General features: G+C 46.7%; 13 protein-coding genes and 2 pseudogenes. 5 read left to right on the top strand and 10 right to left on the bottom strand.

Annotated elements, in window-relative coordinates:
• Positions 1 to 104: 104 nt before the first annotated feature.
• Both MiSe_RS03485 and MiSe_RS03480 read left to right on the top strand, forming a co-directional pair.
• Positions 105 to 839 (top strand): biliverdin-producing heme oxygenase, encoded by a 735-nt coding sequence (locus MiSe_RS03485; RefSeq protein WP_226574838.1) that lies wholly within the window; start codon positions 105 to 107, stop codon positions 837 to 839.
• Positions 840 to 1,852: 1,013 nt separating this feature from the next.
• Positions 1,853 to 2,980 carry a DUF7453 family protein gene (locus tag MiSe_RS03480; protein ID WP_226574836.1) on the top strand — a complete coding sequence of 376 codons (1,128 nt, stop codon included), beginning with the start codon at positions 1,853 to 1,855 and terminating at the stop codon, positions 2,978 to 2,980.
• A gap of 38 nt (positions 2,981 to 3,018) precedes the next feature.
• Here MiSe_RS03480 and MiSe_RS03475 read toward each other — a convergent pair whose 3' ends face one another.
• The 6 genes and pseudogenes from MiSe_RS03475 to MiSe_RS03450 all read right to left on the bottom strand — a co-directional run bounded on the left by MiSe_RS03475 (position 3,019) and on the right by MiSe_RS03450 (position 9,168).
• Positions 3,019 to 3,309, bottom strand: a complete 291-nt coding sequence (locus MiSe_RS03475) for a cupin domain-containing protein (protein WP_226574833.1) — start codon at positions 3,307 to 3,309, stop codon at positions 3,019 to 3,021.
• A gap of 95 nt (positions 3,310 to 3,404) precedes the next feature.
• Entirely contained in the window at positions 3,405 to 4,091 is a 687-nt protein-coding gene (locus tag MiSe_RS52545; protein ID WP_226574924.1) for a Mo-dependent nitrogenase C-terminal domain-containing protein, read from the bottom strand.
• Between the two features lie 39 nt (positions 4,092 to 4,130).
• Positions 4,131 to 4,469: pseudogene (locus tag MiSe_RS52540) on the bottom strand (cyclic nucleotide-binding domain-containing protein); the annotation flags it as partial.
• A gap of 86 nt (positions 4,470 to 4,555) precedes the next feature.
• Positions 4,556 to 5,059: a cyclic nucleotide-binding domain-containing protein gene (locus tag MiSe_RS03460; RefSeq protein ID WP_226574831.1), complete on the bottom strand. Its 504-nt coding sequence runs from the start codon at positions 5,057 to 5,059 to the stop codon at positions 4,556 to 4,558.
• A 133-nt stretch (positions 5,060 to 5,192) separates the two neighbouring features.
• Complete coding sequence (mfd, locus tag MiSe_RS03455; RefSeq protein ID WP_226574923.1) at positions 5,193 to 8,696, bottom strand: transcription-repair coupling factor; 3,504 nt, start codon at positions 8,694 to 8,696, stop codon at positions 5,193 to 5,195.
• A 199-nt stretch (positions 8,697 to 8,895) separates the two neighbouring features.
• Entirely contained in the window at positions 8,896 to 9,168 is a 273-nt protein-coding gene (locus MiSe_RS03450; RefSeq protein WP_226574829.1) for a hypothetical protein, read from the bottom strand.
• On the opposite strand from MiSe_RS03450, the gene MiSe_RS03445 reads away from it, so the two are divergent.
• The gene (locus MiSe_RS03445) at positions 9,155 to 10,483 is read left to right on the top strand and encodes a hemolysin family protein (protein ID WP_226574827.1); all 1,329 of its coding nucleotides are present in this window, start codon (positions 9,155 to 9,157) and stop codon (positions 10,481 to 10,483) included. The two genes, MiSe_RS03450 and MiSe_RS03445, sit on opposite strands and share 14 nt — an antisense overlap.
• A gap of 1,297 nt (positions 10,484 to 11,780) precedes the next feature.
• Here MiSe_RS03445 and MiSe_RS03435 read toward each other — a convergent pair.
• Positions 11,781 to 13,223: a serine/threonine protein kinase gene (locus tag MiSe_RS03435; RefSeq protein WP_226574826.1), complete on the bottom strand. Its 1,443-nt coding sequence runs from the start codon at positions 13,221 to 13,223 to the stop codon at positions 11,781 to 11,783.
• A 171-nt stretch (positions 13,224 to 13,394) separates the two neighbouring features.
• On the opposite strand from MiSe_RS03435, the pseudogene MiSe_RS03430 reads away from it, so the two are divergent.
• A pseudogene (locus tag MiSe_RS03430) lies at positions 13,395 to 13,661 on the top strand (BrnT family toxin).
• 3 nt (positions 13,662 to 13,664) lie between these two features.
• Positions 13,665 to 13,922 carry a BrnA antitoxin family protein gene (locus MiSe_RS03425; protein WP_226574824.1) on the top strand — a complete coding sequence of 86 codons (258 nt, stop codon included), beginning with the start codon at positions 13,665 to 13,667 and terminating at the stop codon, positions 13,920 to 13,922.
• Positions 13,923 to 13,958: 36 nt separating this feature from the next.
• On the opposite strand, the gene kdpC is transcribed toward MiSe_RS03425, so the two are convergent.
• The 3 genes from kdpC to kdpB all read right to left on the bottom strand — a co-directional run bounded on the left by kdpC (position 13,959) and on the right by kdpB (position 17,162).
• Positions 13,959 to 14,570, bottom strand: coding sequence for a K(+)-transporting ATPase subunit C (kdpC, locus tag MiSe_RS03420; protein WP_226574815.1), 612 nt, complete (start codon positions 14,568 to 14,570; stop codon positions 13,959 to 13,961).
• A gap of 165 nt (positions 14,571 to 14,735) precedes the next feature.
• Complete coding sequence (gene kdpF / locus MiSe_RS53620; RefSeq protein WP_444980454.1) at positions 14,736 to 14,966, bottom strand: K(+)-transporting ATPase subunit F; 231 nt, start codon at positions 14,964 to 14,966, stop codon at positions 14,736 to 14,738.
• 192 nt (positions 14,967 to 15,158) lie between these two features.
• Positions 15,159 to 17,162, bottom strand: a complete 2,004-nt coding sequence (gene kdpB, locus MiSe_RS03410; protein WP_226574921.1) for a potassium-transporting ATPase subunit KdpB — start codon at positions 17,160 to 17,162, stop codon at positions 15,159 to 15,161.
• Positions 17,163 to 17,180 lie beyond the last annotated feature (18 nt).

Raw genomic sequence — 17,180 nt, 5'->3', positions numbered from 1 at the left:
ATGAAAATTCTCATCAAATCAGTCTAATGTAACGATTTAGGGGTTTTATAAACCTTAGGCGCATAAACAGAATCCTCACTAAACTTTAGGGACTGTAATTTAGCATGAGCACTAATTTAGCGACCAAATTACGCGAAGGCACCAAAAAAGCCCATACAGCGGCAGAAAACGTCGGTTTTGTCAAGTGCTTTTTACGAGGCGTTGTCGAAAAAAACTCATACCGGAAACTGGTAGCCAACCTCTACTTCGTCTATTCCGCGATTGAAGAAGAGATGGAACGGCACAAAAACCATCCGATTCTGTCCCATATTTACTTCAAAGAACTGAACCGGAAAAAGAGCTTAGAGCAAGATCTGAGCTACTACTACGGGTCAAACTGGCGGGAACAAGTGGCCCCCTCCCCAGCTGCTGAAGCTTACGTACAGCGAATTCAGGAAGTATCCCAAAGCGAACCGGAACTGTTGATTGCCCAATCCTACACGCGTTACCTGGGTGACCTATCCGGCGGTCAAATCCTCAAAGGCATTGCTCAACGGGGGATGAACCTGAATGGGCAAGGCATCGCGTTCTACGAATTCCAAGATATTCCTGACGAAAAGGCGTTTAAGAATAAATATCGCCAAGCGCTCAACGACCTACCCATTGATGAAACGAAGGCAAATCGCATAGTCGATGAAGCCAATGCTGCGTTTGGCATGAACATGAAGATGTTCAAAGAACTCGAAGGCAATCTGATCAAGGCGATTGGTTTGCTACTTTACAACACCCTGACTCGCAAACGCAGCCAGGGTAGCACCGAAGAACCCGATACCGAAGCTGGATTGGCAACGGCAGAGTAAAATCCCAGTCGAATCAGGTAGATTCGCAATTGCTAAATAACTAAAAATTGCACTTTTACAATCCTGAAAGCTGGGTGAAATGGACACCGATTCTCTTTCATCAAGCTTTCAGGATTGTTAGCTTCTGTGGCAGTAGAGAGCGCCAGCTACAGATTCCAGGCTGACTCAACCAGAAGAATCGAGTAATATCGTGTCCGGTTGCATCGGTTGCGTTTGGAGAGCTGGGGGAGCAAAGGGGATGGGGGAGCTGGGGGAGAAAAAACGCTTTTTCGCACAATCAACTATACACAACTGATACCACCGGACATGATATAAAATATAGCCTTAAAGCTTTTGCCCTACACGCAAGAAAAATGCTGGCTTTGTCTCGCTTTAGTGGTAATTACTCGGTTGTATTTTTAGGGAATCGGTGCTACTGTTGCGCTCGCCTCCGTAGGCACGATTGAATTACTGAAAATATACTGAAACTTTACGCAATCTTAAATAATCAATTAAATATTAGTACTGTTAAATTTTTACGGCGATGAGAGTAAACTTAGATTATTAGTAACAACACCTTTCGCAGCACTTACGCAGAACTTCTATCAGCAGGGTTAGCGTCCATCTACCAAACCATAGAAGCTGCCCATAAAGTGTAATTTTGCGTAACGGTAACGGCAAGCTTCAAACCATCGCAAAATCGCAGCATGGTAATCTCACGCTTGTTTGACACTATCTACCTATTTTTATAGCTGACTGCGTCACAACACCCTGCTTGCCAATTGCTTGAGGTGAGGTGACGTTTGTCTAGCGTTAAAATTTCAACTAACTTATCGGGGTTTTTGTCAGACTTTACTCGGTTGCCGTTGAGATTCTTTTGGCACTGAGTAAAACAGAAGAGTGTTTCTACTGTAAACACTCCAAAATTATTATAGGTGCTTCTATCTGGAACTGATATCATGCCTTGCTGAACTAGGGAAGGCTTTTGAAAGGTTCCGACAACCAACCCACCAAACACAATCTTGTAGAAGCACATGAAACTAGATTTAAACAGTCAAACAAGAGGAAAAAGTACTTTAAATCCCTTGACAAGCAGCAGGAAATTTAAAGCATATACCTTTACAAAAATTGCTGAAACCAACGGCTTTTTTATTCAGTTTAGTTATATCGCTTCTATTAACAACAGAGGCGTTGTAGCTTTTCAAGCAGCTGCTCTGCTAAAAGGGGGACGCGACGCTATATTTACCGGCGATGGTCGGGCGATCGCTAAAATTGCCGATACGGGGAATTTTTTTAAGGGGTTTACCTCCCCCTCGATTAACGATGCTGGAGTTGTAGCTTTTCTGGCTAGCTTGAAAACAGGTGGCAAAGGTATTTTTACGGGAGATAGTCGCGATCTGACCCAGATTGCCGATACCAAAAGCCGCTTTTGCTGGTTCTCGGGTACTCCCTCGATTAACAATGCCTCAAATGTCGCATTTTGGGCTGCCTTGGAAGATGGAGGCGAAGCTATTTTTACCGGGAATGGTTCCGATCTGACCAAGATTGCCGATACGAAAGATTATTTTAGCGCTTTAGCTTCCCCCTCAATTAACGACCAAGGAAATGTAGCATTTCGCGCCGCCAGGGAACAAGGCGGCTATGGTATCTTCAAAGGAAATGGAGAGCGGATCTTAAAAATTGCAGATACCAGCAACTCGTTTAGCTGGTTCACCCATCCCTGCATCAACAACCTTGGAAGCGTCACGTTTTTGGCTTATCCAACCCAAGGAGGCTATGGCATCTTCAAACGAAATGGTGGCAAAATTACCAACATTGCCCATACCAGCGGTTGCTTTAGCCAATTCGCCTCCCCCTCGCTGAATGACACAGGTGCGATCGCTTTTCAGGCTAACCTGAATGGCACCGATGAAGGCATCTTTATTGCAACGGGTTCAACTGCTAAGAAAGTTATTGCAGTTGGAGATTACTTATTCGGTTCCAAGGTTACCAGCCTGGTTTTTTCTCCAGGGGGATTCAACAATGCTGGACAGATTGCATTTTATGCCCGCTTGGCTGATGGGACTAGCGGTATTTTCCGCGCCGATCCAGTAGTACCTGCTACAGCAAATACGGCAGAAAGGCAAATTTTTGGACCGCGATCGCTAATCGCTAATTGTTGATTTGTTTTCTCTAACAATTAGCAATTAGCAATTAGCAATTAGCCAAACCGATAATGCTTTCTAACGTCCAGATTTATCTTCCAAGTGCAGGACATGCGCGCGGGGAAGGTTACCAAGTCACCTTTACCCATTTGTACGGGTTCTCCGCCCACTGGGGTTACGATGACATCTCCTTCTAAGAAATAGCAAGTTTCTTCATCATCATAAGTCCAGGGAAATTCCGAAACTTCTTTAGTCCAGATAGGCCATTTGGAGACGCCTAGTTGATTAAGACGTGCTTGACTCGGTTGACGTTCGACTTTAATTGCCGTTGTTTGTTTCGTTTCCATTGACTATTTTCTCCTAGCTAAATTGAACTCTCAAGTTATTAAAACTTACCCAAATCAACATCTACTAAGAAACCGGGAATAAGCGTCGTCGTCGATCACAAGTAAGGCGTCACATCCTCTTTACACTCATCCGCCAGATAAGAAAGGGCGCGGAAGCGCAAACCAACTAATTGCTCGTACAAAGGATTGATTTTACACATGGGGGGAATGTGGACAATTTTTTTGCCAAATAACACAATATCTCGTTCAAACGGACACTGAGATGGAATCATTTTGCACAAGAATCGAGCCATGTAAGGGGTATCGATTTCCATTTCATCTAACCACTTACGCATCGGCTGCAATACATCGACTTGTGCCGATAAAGCCGGTTTTTTGAGGGAAAATGCCTGCTCTTTTTGCTTTGTCCCTTCATCGAAGGCAAGCATTAACCGCAGCATTTCTAGGATTTCTGTTTTTTGACCTAAAGCGGTGCAGAATTCTCGCAATACTTTATCTTCAGATTCGGAATAAGTTCCGTTGGCGAGAGCAACAATTACCGCCGTTCTCAAGAAGTTTTCTGCCGTAGCGGTATTGGGACCGAAAGCATCGGCTAATTCTACCCCGGAAATGGGTTTTAGCGAACCGATATTTATATCAGGACAAAGGTCATCCCGCACCAATCCTTCAATTAAACTTTTCTCTTCCGCATTGTATTCACCATCTGCCCAAGCAATGGTTAATAAACCGCGCAACCAAGCGCTGACATGCAGACTTAATAGGCGAACGCGCTTGGAAAGAATGCGAATAATATTGACACCAATTTCTGGATTTTCGCGAATCGCTTTATAGATTTGCGCCTGAGTTAATACTAAACATTTGCAAGGTTCTAAAGTTGTGACCGAAGCCGAATGTGGTTCCGAGTCAAATAAAGACATCTCGCCGAAATACTTACCAGGTCCTAATTTAGCCAACCGCAAGCCTCCCAGGTGAACTTCTACAGCACCTGAAACTAAAATATACAGCGCTGGCCCTAATTTACCCTGTTTAAAAATAGTATGACCCGCAGGAAACTGGACTTCTTCTAAATTCAGCGCCAGTCGAGTTAGAGCCGTTTCGCGGTCGATGTCTCTGAAAATCGGTACATTTTGAAGCAGTTGGATATTTTCTTGACTGAGCATCATAAGCGATTCAAAATTTGTCCTTTTATTGGTTTAATCAACTCTTGAATTCCCTGACTGCATTTGGTATAATTAAAATATTTTTTTCATGATAGCTTCTCCTTTAACATAAAGTAGAACAAATCTTCAGAAGCACCAAAAAGACGATTTAGCTTGCGAACCCGCGAGACGAGGACGCGAATCATGTTGATAGCGATCGCGGGATTTTCTTTAATCGCTTGATGGATTTGTTGTCGAGTTAAGGTGAGGCACTTACACTCTGACAAAGTCGTGACCGAAGCGGAGCGAACGTTGGAATCAAACAAAGCCATTTCGCCGAAATAAGCGCCCTTTTCTAACTGGACTAGAGGAAAAGTGTCGATGTGAACTTGAACGCGCCCATAAAGCAGTATATAAAGTAAATTGCCAGACTCGCCTTTGTTAAAGATAGTGTGATTGGCTGGAAATATCTCTTCTTCTAAATGGGCGGCGAGTTGGGGTAGAAAATTGCGATTTTCTATTTCTTGAAAAATTGGTATTTGTTGCAGGAAGCGCAGGCGGTCGTCTGCGCTGGTGGATAAAGTGGTAGTTGTCTTTTGTTCGGTATTCATGGGGAATGGGTAATGGGTAATGGGTAATGGTTAATCGCTAATGGCTAATGGCTAATGGCTCAATCAGGAAAAATTATATTACGCTCTTCTCACAATTAGCAATTAGCAATTAGCAATTAGCAATTAGCAATTATCAGATAGCAGCTATCGCAACTTCTGGAATCGCCCCTTGCATTTTAGCCAACCAATCGATTAAGTTTTCTAACTGCTGGTCGGCGGCGAGGACGCCCAAACCGCGAACCGTGACTTTACCGGGAGTATAGACGAAACGCGATCGCAAGTGATCGGGTAAATTAAGAGCCAGCAAATTCCAAGCGGGTTGTTCCATAGGCGTTTCTAGGACAACGTGCTGCTTGTTTTCAGGTTTAATGCGGGAAAAGCCGAGTTTTTTAGCAATCTGCTTTAGTTCTACCACGCGCAGGAGTTGAGTTGCCGCTTTGGGGATATCGCCATAGCGATCGCGTAACTCTGCCGCAATCTGCTTTAATTCTTCACTAGAATTAGCAGCCGCAACCGCGCGATAAGCGCTCATCTTCTGATCCATATCGGCGATATAATCCGCAGGGATAAACGCCGTCAGCTTCAAATCAATCTGAGTATCGTCAACCTTGGGTATTTCTTGACCTCGTATTTCCTGAATCGCTTCTTGCAGCATTTCAGTATAAAGGTCAAACCCAATCGCATCCATTTGTCCCGATTGTTCCGCACCTAGAAGGTTTCCGACGCCGCGAATTTCCATATCCCGCGTTGCCAGTTGATAGCCAGAACCCAATTGAGTAAACTCTTGGATAGCTCTTAACCTCGCCCGCGCCGCTTCGCTCAGCTGACTTTGTTTAGGATAAAACAACCAGGCGTGAGCTTGAATACCCGCACGTCCAACCCTTCCCCGCAACTGATATAACTGCGCCAAACCAAAACGTTGGGCATCTTCAATCAGGATAGTATTAACGCGAGGAATATCCAAACCCGATTCGATGATTGTCGTACAAACCAGAATATCCGCCTCCCCAGCATTGAAAGCCAACATCGTCGCTTCCAATTCTGCCTCATCCATTTGACCGTGAGCGATCGCTAACCGGGATCCCGGTATCATCTCCCGCAGTTTAGCAGATGTTTCTTCAATTCCCTCAATGCGGGGAACCACGTAGAAAATTTGTCCACCCCGGTCTAATTCTTGACGAATTGCCGTGCGAACCGCCTCCGGATCGTAAGGACTTAAATGAGTTTTAATCGGACGCCGAGAAGGAGGCGGAGTCGTAATCAAACTCATTTCTCGTATGCCCGAAAGCGACATATAAAGCGTGCGGGGAATAGGAGTTGCCGTCAAAGTAAGCACATCAACTTGCGTTTTCAGACTTTTAATTTTCTCCTTTTGATTCACTCCAAACCGCTGTTCTTCATCTACAACCAACATTCCCAAATCGCGGTAGACAATCCCTTTGCCTAACAACGCTTGCGTCCCGACAACTACATCTAATTCCCCAGTTGCAAGACGACGTTGAATATCCTTACGTTCTTCCGCAGTGCGGAAACGATTCAACAAACCAACATTAATAGGATAAGGCGCAAACCGTTCCTTAAGCGTGTGGTAATGCTGCTGAGTCAAAATCGTCGTCGGTGCGAGAAAAGCGACTTGTTTCCCAGCAGTAACCGCCTTAAAAATCGCCCGAATCGCCACCTCAGTTTTACCAAAACCCACATCCCCGCAAACCAACCGATCCATCGGACGAAGCGACTCCATATCCCGCTTCACATCTTGGGTAGCCTTTAACTGATCCGGCGTAGCTTGATAGGGAAAAGACTCTTCCAACTCAACTTGCCAAGGACTATCCCCTGGAAAAGCAAACCCTTCCTGCTTAGCTCTTTGAGCATAAAGTTGCAGCAAATCCACCGCCAACTTCTTAATCGCCTTGCGGACTTTATTCTTAGTTTTTTCCCATGCCTTCCCAGACATCGAATTCAGTTCCGGAGGTTTATCAGCCGTACTGCGAAAACGAGAAAGAGAACCCACCTGATCCGCCGCCACCCGCAACAAACCATCCGAATATTGAATCACCAAATATTCGCGATTTTCCAACCTATCCAACTTCAAAAACTTACCAATCCCGTGGTTTCTATGAACCACAAAATCACCCGGACGCAACTTATTAGGATCGACCTGCTTCGATGCTGCACGCCTGCGCTTGCGGACATAACTAGGCGTAGCCAAAGAATGCTGACCAAAAAACTCTCGGTCAGTCACTACCACAAACCGAAAAGTAGGCAGAATAAACCCTTCCAATTCCGCCATCCCCGAATACTTCAGCGCAATTGGTACGTGCTGAACCTGCAACTTATCAATCGCCGGAAAATCATTAGGATTTGGCACAAACTGAGCCGGACAATCATGTTCTTGCAACAGCGACACCGACCGCGAAGGCTGCGCCGATACAATCCAAATAGAAAAATTGCGATCGCGCTCCCCTCGCAACACCTCCGCCATCTTCGCAAACTGATGCGGCGTCGCCGGAACCGGACGACTAGCCAAATTTAACCCATTATTCTCCTCAGCCAACTCCGACAACTCAACCCAATTAAACCCTTCCACCGCAGCCAAAGATCCATCAAAAGATCGATGAATCTTGGGGAATTTCAGATTGGAGATTTCAGATTGCAGATTTAACTCTTCCCACTTTTCCTGGGCATGTTCAACCCAAACCGAACAATGGGCGCGACATTGCTCCAATTCATCAATCGCGACCAAAGTATTATCCGGCAAATAATCCAACAAAGACGCCGGTTCCTCAAAAGCCAACCCAAGTAACCGCCGAACACCCTCCTTCTCTTCCTCCTCTTCCTTCGCGCCCTTCGCGCCTAATTCGCTAGCGCGAATCGCTTCGCTAACGCGGTTCATTTCCTTCAACCCCTCTCGGATAATAGGAGCAAAATCAGTCGGAGTCAGAACCAAACGGTCAATTTGATCGAGCGATCGCTGCGTCGCGGGGTCAAACTCCCGAATTTGCTCCAACTCATCCCCAAACCACTCCAACCTTACCGGCACTTCCGCCGACACCGGAAAAACATCAACAATATCCCCCCGCCGACTCCATTGACCTTCAGTTTCCACCAACGGTACTCGCTCGTAACCCATTTGAGCCAAGCGCGTGCTAAAAACGTCCAAATTCCAACTTTGACCCCGGTGCAGAGCCACACAATAGGGTTCAAAAGCATCTTTTGGTGGGAGATGGGGTTGAAGACTGCGCTCCGTCGCCACGATGGCGATTTTGGGTAATCCATTACCAATTACCGATGACCGATTACCCATAACCAAATCGGCTAACACCTGCATCTGACCCCAAGTCATTTCTGATTCCGGGTCAAAAGGCTCGTAGGGCGAAGCTTCCGAAGTGGGGTAAAAATGTACCGTATCCCAACCCATCGCCTCTAACTGAGCCCCCCAGCGTCCGGCTTCTTCCAGAGTTGGGGTGACGACGAACAGATTTCGCTCCTCAGTTTGTGCCAAAGTAGAAGCAACCAATCCTTTAGGCAAGCGTCCAACGCCAGATAGCCGCAAGTGTTTGGTGCGATTGAGTTTAGAGAGGAGTTCTGATGTGAGCGGCGATCGCTTTAGGCTGCGAATAATAGAAGAGAAAACCATGTGTTGGAGAAATTGCTTCTGTGCGGGTTTTTCTGCCATAAGTTAGGTAGGTATCGTGGCTAGACCCGCTCTATATTTTGACAAAACAGCGCGAGACTGCGCTCCTACTTTAATAATTTTAGAGGGCGAATCAGACTCGAACCGCTCTCCAGGCAGATTTATCGATCGGACAAGATGCTAATTTCAATACCAGATACCCCTATCCTTGTACTATTTTCGCGTCAGCGAAGAAGACGCGGGGACGGGGAGACACGGAGACGCCCAGCGAAACAAGTGTCTCCAGACCCCCGTCCGGAACGTCAGTTCCAATGGTTTGAGGCCATTCTTGAATCTTCTGATTCATTCGCTCAAGTTCAGACGGGGTTTCAATCCGCGTCTTTCCGTTGTCCCCGCGTCCCCGCTTCCCCGCGTCTCTCCGTCCTTGAACATTCGCCAAGGCTAGCAGCCGAATTGCAGTAATGTCTTCAAACAACGATCTTCTGATTGTTTTCCTACTGATCCTCGCCAACGCTGGGTTTGTGATGTCAGAACTGGCGATTGTTTCGTCGCGGAAGGTGAGGCTGCAACAAATGGCTGAACGGGGGGATGCCAAGGCGCGGGTTGCTTTGGATCTGTCGAATTCCCCCAATCAGTTTCTGGCGATCGTGCAGGTGGGGATCACCCTGTTGGCGATCGTCTCAGGTGCTTTCGGCGAAGAAACGATCGCCAAAAGACTGAGAGTGGTGTTGGAGCTTATACCGGGAATCAAACCGTATAGCAATGCGATCGCTTCAATTATCGCGGTTTTGATCATCACCTACCTAACGCTAATTATCGGCGAACTGGTACCAAAGCGTTTGGCACTCAACAACCCAGAACCAATCGCCGCCGCCGTTGCCATCCCCATGCGGATGCTAGCTAAAATTGCCGCCCCCGTAGTACATCTACTCAGCGCTTCTACCGATGTGGTGGTGCGCCTGTTGGGAATGAAACCCTCTGGAGATCCCGAAGTCACCGAAGAAGAAATCCGCGTTTTAATCGAGCAAGGAACCGAGGAAGGTACGTTTGAAGCCGCCGAACAAGACATCGTAGAACGGGTATTCGACCTCAACGATCGCCCCGTCAGTGCCTTAATGACACCCCGACCAGAAATTGTCTGGCTTGACCTAGATGACTCGATCGAGGTGAATCGCAAAAAACTGATCGACAGCGACCATTCCCGCGTGTTAGTCTGCCAAGGCGAACTGGACAGCGTTTTGGGCGTCCTGGAAGTAACCGATTTACTCTCCCGCAGTCTCGCCGGGGAACCCTTAGATCTAACCCTCTCCCTGCATCGACCGCTATACGTGCCAGAAAGCACCCGTGGGTTAAAAGTGCTGGAGATGTTCAAGCAATCTGGCACTCACATCGTGCTAGTGGTAGACGAATACGGCGTCATCCAGGGATTGGTTACGCTTAACGATATCTTAATCGAACTCGTGGGCGATATTCCCTCGGTCTACCAACCCGAAGAACCCCAAGCAGTACAGCGGGAAGATGGTTCCTGGTTATTAGATGGGATGTTGTCCGTCGATGATTTCTTTAAATTGTTCAATATGGAAGATTTACCCGGACGGCAAAAAGGCAACTATCACACAATGGGTGGCTTCGTCATGACTCATCTGGGGCGCATCCCCATCGCCAGCGACCATTTTGAATTGGGAGGCTTTCGCTTTGAAGTGATGGATATGGATGGCAATCGCGTTGATAAAATATTGGTGATGCCGTTGCCACAAGAGTCGTCTGATTCGAACGCTCTTGACGCCTGATTGAGAAACTGGGCAAGTTTATCAACTCAGATCTTGCTCCTAACCGCTTACCCACCTCTTAATCAATGATGCTGTTGGCGAATCAATCCCCTTGTCCAAACCCGCCGGGGAGTCAAGTGCAGGGCTAATAGCGAAAGTCCATTGAAATGGACTGGAAGATTAGGAACAGAAGCTGCGATCAATTTACCAACAGTATCATAGATTTCCCAGTATAGAAGAAATAGCAGCCGGGGAACGTCTTCGCGCCGAACAAGAACGTCTTCGCGCCGAACAAGAACGTCAACGTGCTGAACAGGAACGTCTTCGCGCTGAGCTTTTGGCTCTTGCAGTTAAGAGCCATTGGGATTAATCCAGAGGAATTTGAATGATATTTTATTATGGGCTGTGAGCGAGCGCGAGGTTTTTATTTAGATTTTCGCCTTGGCGTAATTTCAGAAATATAAATTTTCATATTTTCGCCTTTTTGCCATTTCACCCATGCGCTAAGTAGCAAATTTACCTGTGCGGATTCATCGAGAAAAAAGGTGAATTACCAAAAATATAAAAATCCTAATTTTCACCACATATCTATTGGTAAATTGCTGAAAAATTGCTACGATGCAACGAAACGAACCAACTCTTATGGTATGATTGAACGATCTTGACCCTCACTGCCGTAAGCGAAAACCAGAGCTTCATAGGTACAGGGCGTTCGGCGAAGACTTCGGCGTGAGCGCTCAGTCGAACGCTCAGCCGAGCCGTTGCAAGAAAAAGCTATGGGTCTTGGGAACCAGGACTCCTGCCCTTGGAGGGAATGTAAGACCAAAGGAATTATGGAGTTCTGGCGGCGATTCCCGATGAATTGGGAAGCCCATACTGTACCGTAGGTCAGTGTGTGGTAGTTCACCAAGCGCATCCCGCTCAATCGCATCACCTAATCGGTAGCCAAGCCAAACGTTGGTAACAACTTTGTAGCAATGCTGGCGATAGTTTTAGCTGCATCGGAAGCGATATTGCCTTGCGGCTAGCTACGCGATCGCCAGTTTCTTCCGTAAATTAGTCTGTTCACATCTTGCACCAGTCCATTCACCCGCCGTGGAATCAATTCCCATAGCGAGTAGCGCGCATTCCATTGAAATGGACTGAATCTATATATAGCAAGCATTTAGTCCTCTTGAGAGGACTTTCGCTGAAAGCCTTTGGAATTGATTCCCTGGCGGGTGATTAGGCAGGTGCAAGATCTGAGTCTGCGAAGATCGCGTAGGTTGGGTTGAGGTACGAAACCCAACCTACAAAAAGACTGGTGCAAGATGTCAGCCTATTCTCTTGTAATTGGTAACTTTAACCAATCACTTAATTCTTGTGCCAACCAATCGATTTCTGGCGTTGTCAGATAGCCAAAAAACGCAATTTTACTGTCCGCACTCCGAGATTTACCAATGGTGTAAGAGCTAGTTTCAGTACCCTGTTTTGCCCAAATCTTTAACTCTGGCGGTACTTCTACAATTCCACTTTCAGAATCTCGACGATAAAGGCGCTTCACATAGGTCAATTTGTACAGGCTTTTGCGACTTGCCTGAAAAACCCGTCGCTCGTTTCCAAACCTGATGAGAGTTGCACTCATAGACGTTCGATCAATGTGGATATACTGGTTTACGTTCCATACAAAAAAATATTCCCACAGCCAGCTAGTCCCCCACAAAAAGAGACACAAGTTGATCAACAAGAATGACGAGTGACCCGATAAAAAGAAAGCCAACGTGAACAAAAAAAGGAGAAATAAACAACCTATTGATTCCCACTCATTACGTCCAGGTAAATATCGAGGTAAATATATCTCAAGAGTTTCTGTATCCTTGCGAAGAGCAATTTTGCTACCATCGGGTTTTTGCAGGGTTAGAGGAGTTGATGTAGTCGATTCAACAAGTTGGGGTTGAAAATTAGGATGCTCCAGCGCTTGCAGAGCAAGTTGAGCAGAAGTAAACCGCTGCAAGCGATTTGGATGTGTTATTTGCTTGAGCCATTGGACAAAGCTGGCAGAAAGATGCGTCAAAGGTTCAAACTGAATTTGCATATCTTCTTGCAACAAATCGGCGGGATGTGTCCCCGTCACCAAGTAAATTAACGTTGCTCCCAAACTATAAAGATCGGAAGCTGGAAAGGCACGTCCGCTGAATTGTTCGGGTGGCATGTAACCATAAGTTCCGACAATCGTTATCGTACCTGTTTTCCTTACATTGGTTTGAACAGAACCAAAATCAATTAAGTATAAGTTTCCCACTTGATGGGCAGTGCGATCGCTTGTTAATAAAATATTGCTGGGCTTGATATCGCGATGAATCAGCGGCGGATTGCGATCGTGCAAGTACATCAATACATTCAGTAACTCTTTAGCGATTTGTTTCACCTCTGATTCGCTAAATGTTCGCCCCCGTTTAATCCAATCTTGCAGCGAGGTGGCATCAATATAAGTTTGCACGAGTACAAACCCTCGGCAATTGGGCAAGTTTAATTCAAAGTAATCTTGATAGCGGGGAATTGCGGCATGAGATAGAGATTTGAGGGTTTCGGCTTCTCGTTCAAACAGTTTGAGATCGTCCCAACGGAAGTCGCTGTTAAACATCAGAATTTTCAGTACAACCAGTTGCTGGGTATGTAAATCTTGAGCTAGTAAGGTACGCCTTCCAGCATTGCGTCCCAACTGACGTTGAATCTGATAGCGATCGCGTAATATCTGTGGTTCAAAGTTAGTATTTGTCATTAATCCCCCTTTCCTGACACAAGGATTGTCCCGTATCTAATCTGGGATTGGGATGGAATGAGAGAAATATGCAATAGACCTCTCCAATAATTCTTGTGGGGTAGGCGTCTCGCCTGTGGGGAGATTCTTTGTTGGAGAGGTACAATGTACAAATGTACATACAATAAATACATGGCGTATCAGTAGGATAGCGACAAGGCAGCGTCAAATCTTCGCAAACATGGCATTGATTTTGCAGATGCGGTGTCTGTTTTTTCAGATGATTTGGCAATTACTATCCCAGATGAACGTTTTGATGAGGAGCGGTTTGTCACGATCGGGATGGATGCTTTTGATCGCGTTCTGGTTGTTGTCTACACATGGCGTGGTAATGAGATTCGATTAATTTCTGCTCGCCAAGCTACACGTCGTGAGCGAAATCAGTATGAAGAGGGATAGTCAATGGAAGCAGAATATGATTTTAGTCAAGGTAAACGGGGAGCAATCGAACCAAATCCACCGGGGAAAACTCGCATCACCATCCGACTCGATGATGATGTGTTGGCATGGTTTCGCGAACAAATACACCTAGCAGGGGGTGGTAATTATCAAACATTAATTAATGATGCTCTGCGCCAATATATGCAACAGCGTCGCGAACCATTGGAAGAAACTCTGCGGCGAGTCTTACGCGAGGAACTGGATCGACTCAGCAAATAAAACAGTCTATTCCAGTTCCTACCATTAACTAATTTTCTAGTTTGTAGGATTTAACGCATCCAAAGCCAAATTTAATTTCAGAACGTTCACTCCAGGTTCGCCAAAAATACCCAAAAATCTGCCATCGGTATTTTGCCTGATTAATCTTTCCAGTTGATTTGGTTCTAAACCTCTTGCTTGCGCCACTCTGGTTATCTGCGCGATCGCTGCTTCTTTTGTAATATGAGGATCGAGGCTAGATCCAGATGTATAAACTAAATCTGCCGTCGGTTGAATCCCTGCTTTTTGCAATCTGGTTAAATCTTGACCTTTAATTCTCTCTAACAATGCTGGGTTACTCGGTGCTAAATTACTCGTACCCGAAACCCCCGTTCTCAGCACTCCCGCTGCATCATTTTTCGGATTTGCTGTACTGTAGTTGGTCGTGCTGGGACGGCTGTTAAAATAGCGATCGGAGGTAAAAGGTTGACCGATTAAAGCCGAACCTACAACTTGTCCCTGGGCGTTTTTAATCAAACTTCCATTGGCTTGGTAGGGAAAAATTAACTGTCCAATCGCGACCATTGTCAAGGGATAAATAATCGCCACCAATACCCATAGAACCAGGGTAACTCGAATTGCTTTGACTAACTCGCGAATAAAAATCATAGTTGATTGGTAATTGGTAATTGCTAATTGCTAATTGCTAATTGCTAATTGCTTGTTAATTGCTAATTGCTAATTGCTGATTGGTCAGGAGAGATAATAACTTTATTCTTAGCTATTAGCTATTAGCCATTAGCCATTAGCCATTAGCCATTAGCCATTAGCAGTTTAAAATCGCTCTGGTTGAAACATGACGACGAATAAATAAATCGAAAGCGCCACTGTCACAATTCCCAAAAGTCCCAGCGCATATGACTGGGTGCGCGAAAGTGTCTCCCCTCCCGCTGCAAAAACCGCAGGTGCAACGACGAGGTTAAAACACAGTAACAGGAATAAATACAAGGGTAGCTTTTGACGCCGCCATTCGCCCCAAATGTCAGAAATTGTTTCAGGTACAATCCCAAATCCGGATTGATTACCTTCTTTATTCTTAAAGACCGCGCAGGCGGTCTTTGTTTGTGTAGCCCCACCCTTCAGGGTGAGGGATTTTAGGGTTGATAAAAGCGGATTTGATGTGAGATGCGATTGCATGTGAATTTGGCTCATAATTGCTAATTGCTAATTGCTAATTGCTAATTGGGTAGTAGGGCATTACCAAGGAATGACAACATCAATCAATTTGATGGCAATAAACGGAACGATTACACCGCCGACGCCATAGAGTAAAATGTTTCTTCGCAGCAATTGATCCGCAGTCAGGGGACGGAATTTCACCCCTGTCAGTGCTAAGGGAATCAGCGCCGGAATAATCAAAGCGTTGTAAATCAAAGCCGAAAGAATCGCAGATTGCGGACTTTTTAATCCCATAATATTCAGCGCACCAATCCCAGCAGCGGAGAAAATTGTTGGGATAATCGCGAAATATTTGGCGATATCGTTGGCGATGGAAAAAGTAGTTAAAGCACCCCGCGTAATTAACAATTGCTTGCCAATTGTCACCAAATCGATTAATTTAGTCGGGTCGGAATCCAAGTCCACCATATTCGCCGCTTCTTTCGCTGCTTGCGTCCCCGAGTTCATCGCCAGTCCCACATTCGCTTGCGCTAGCGCTGGGGCGTCGTTTGTCCCGTCCCCCGTCATGGCGACTAGCTTCCCCTGAGATTGTTCGCTACGAATGACTTCTATTTTGTCTTCCGGCGTCGCTTCGGCGATGAAGTCGTCCACCCCTGCTTCTTTGGCTATCACCGAAGCGGTGATGCGGTTGTCTCCCGTCAGCATAATGGTTTTGACCCCCATGCGGCGCAGTTGGTCGAACCGCTCGCGCAAACCGGGTTTGACGATATCTTTTAGGTAAATGACGCCGTAGATTTCCCTATCTTGACAAACGGCTAAAGGTGTGCCTCCTAACTTAGAAACTCGTTCGTAGGCGGCATCGAGGTCCTTGGGGACTTGACCGCTGCGGGAACGCACAAAGCCCTTAATCGCATCCACCGCGCCTTTCCGCACTTCCCTACCATCGGGTAAATTTGTGCCGCTCATGCGGGTTTTAGCCGAAAATTCCACCCCTTCGGCGCGGTTGCGGTCAAAATCGACGCTGGCGCGCAGCCGCTCGGCTAATGCCACGATAGACCGTCCTTCCGGCGTTTCGTCAAACACGCTGGCAGCTAAGGCTACTTTCGCGACTTCTTCTACCGTATGACCCTTGACAGGAATGAATTCATCTGCTAAGCGATTGCCCAAAGTAATCGTGCCGGTTTTATCCAAAACCAGGGTATTGATATCGCCGCAAGCTTCCACCGCGCGCCCGGAGGTGGCAATGACGTTGAATTGCGCCACTCTGTCCATCCCGGCGATGCCGATGGCGCTGAGCAAACCGCCGATGGTGGTGGGAATGAGGGCGACGAGGAGGGATATGAGGATAGCGATCGTTGTTGGTGTATTGACGTAATTTGCTAGGGGCGGCGTAGTGGCGACGACGATTAAAAAGACTTGGGTCAAAACTGCCAGCAAGACGGTGAGGGCGATTTCGTTGGGAGTTTTGCTGCGCGCTGCCCCTTCTACGAGGGATATCATGCGGTCAATGAAGCCTTGACCTGGATCGGCGGTAATTTTAATTACCAACTCGTCGGATACAATCCGAGTACCCCCGGTGACGGAACTGGCGATATCGGTTCCGGGTTGCTTCAAAACGGGGGCAGATTCCCCGGTAATGGCAGATTCATCGACGGAGGCGACTCCGGAAATTACTTCCCCATCGGCGGGAATCATATCGCCTGCGATGACTTTGACTTGATCGCCGCGACGCAGGGTGGTGGAACTGACTTGTTGAATTGAGCCATCGGGGAGCATTTTACGCGCGAGGGTATCGGAACGAGTTGACCGCAGGGTGTCAGCTTGCGCTTTCCCTCGTCCTTCGGCGACGGCTTCGGCAAAGTTGGCGAATAGGACGGTAAAGAAGAGGATGAGGGTGATTAGTCCGTTGAGGAGTCGTTGGTTTTCGCCTTGTACGGTGCCGAATAAGTTGGGGTCGATGGTGACTAAGGCGGTGATGATTGTTCCTACCCAGACGATGAACATGACTGGGTTTCTGACGGCGATGCGGGGGTCGAGTTTGCGGAAGGCGTCCCGGATGGCTCTTTGGTAGAGTCCTGCCATGTTGGCTTTGGGTGTGTG

Source organism: Microseira wollei NIES-4236, assembly GCF_020521235.1.
GTDB classification, from domain to species: Bacteria; Cyanobacteriota; Cyanobacteriia; order Cyanobacteriales; family Aerosakkonemataceae; genus Microseira; species Microseira wollei.
This window is presented reverse-complemented; position numbering and strand designations above follow the sequence as displayed.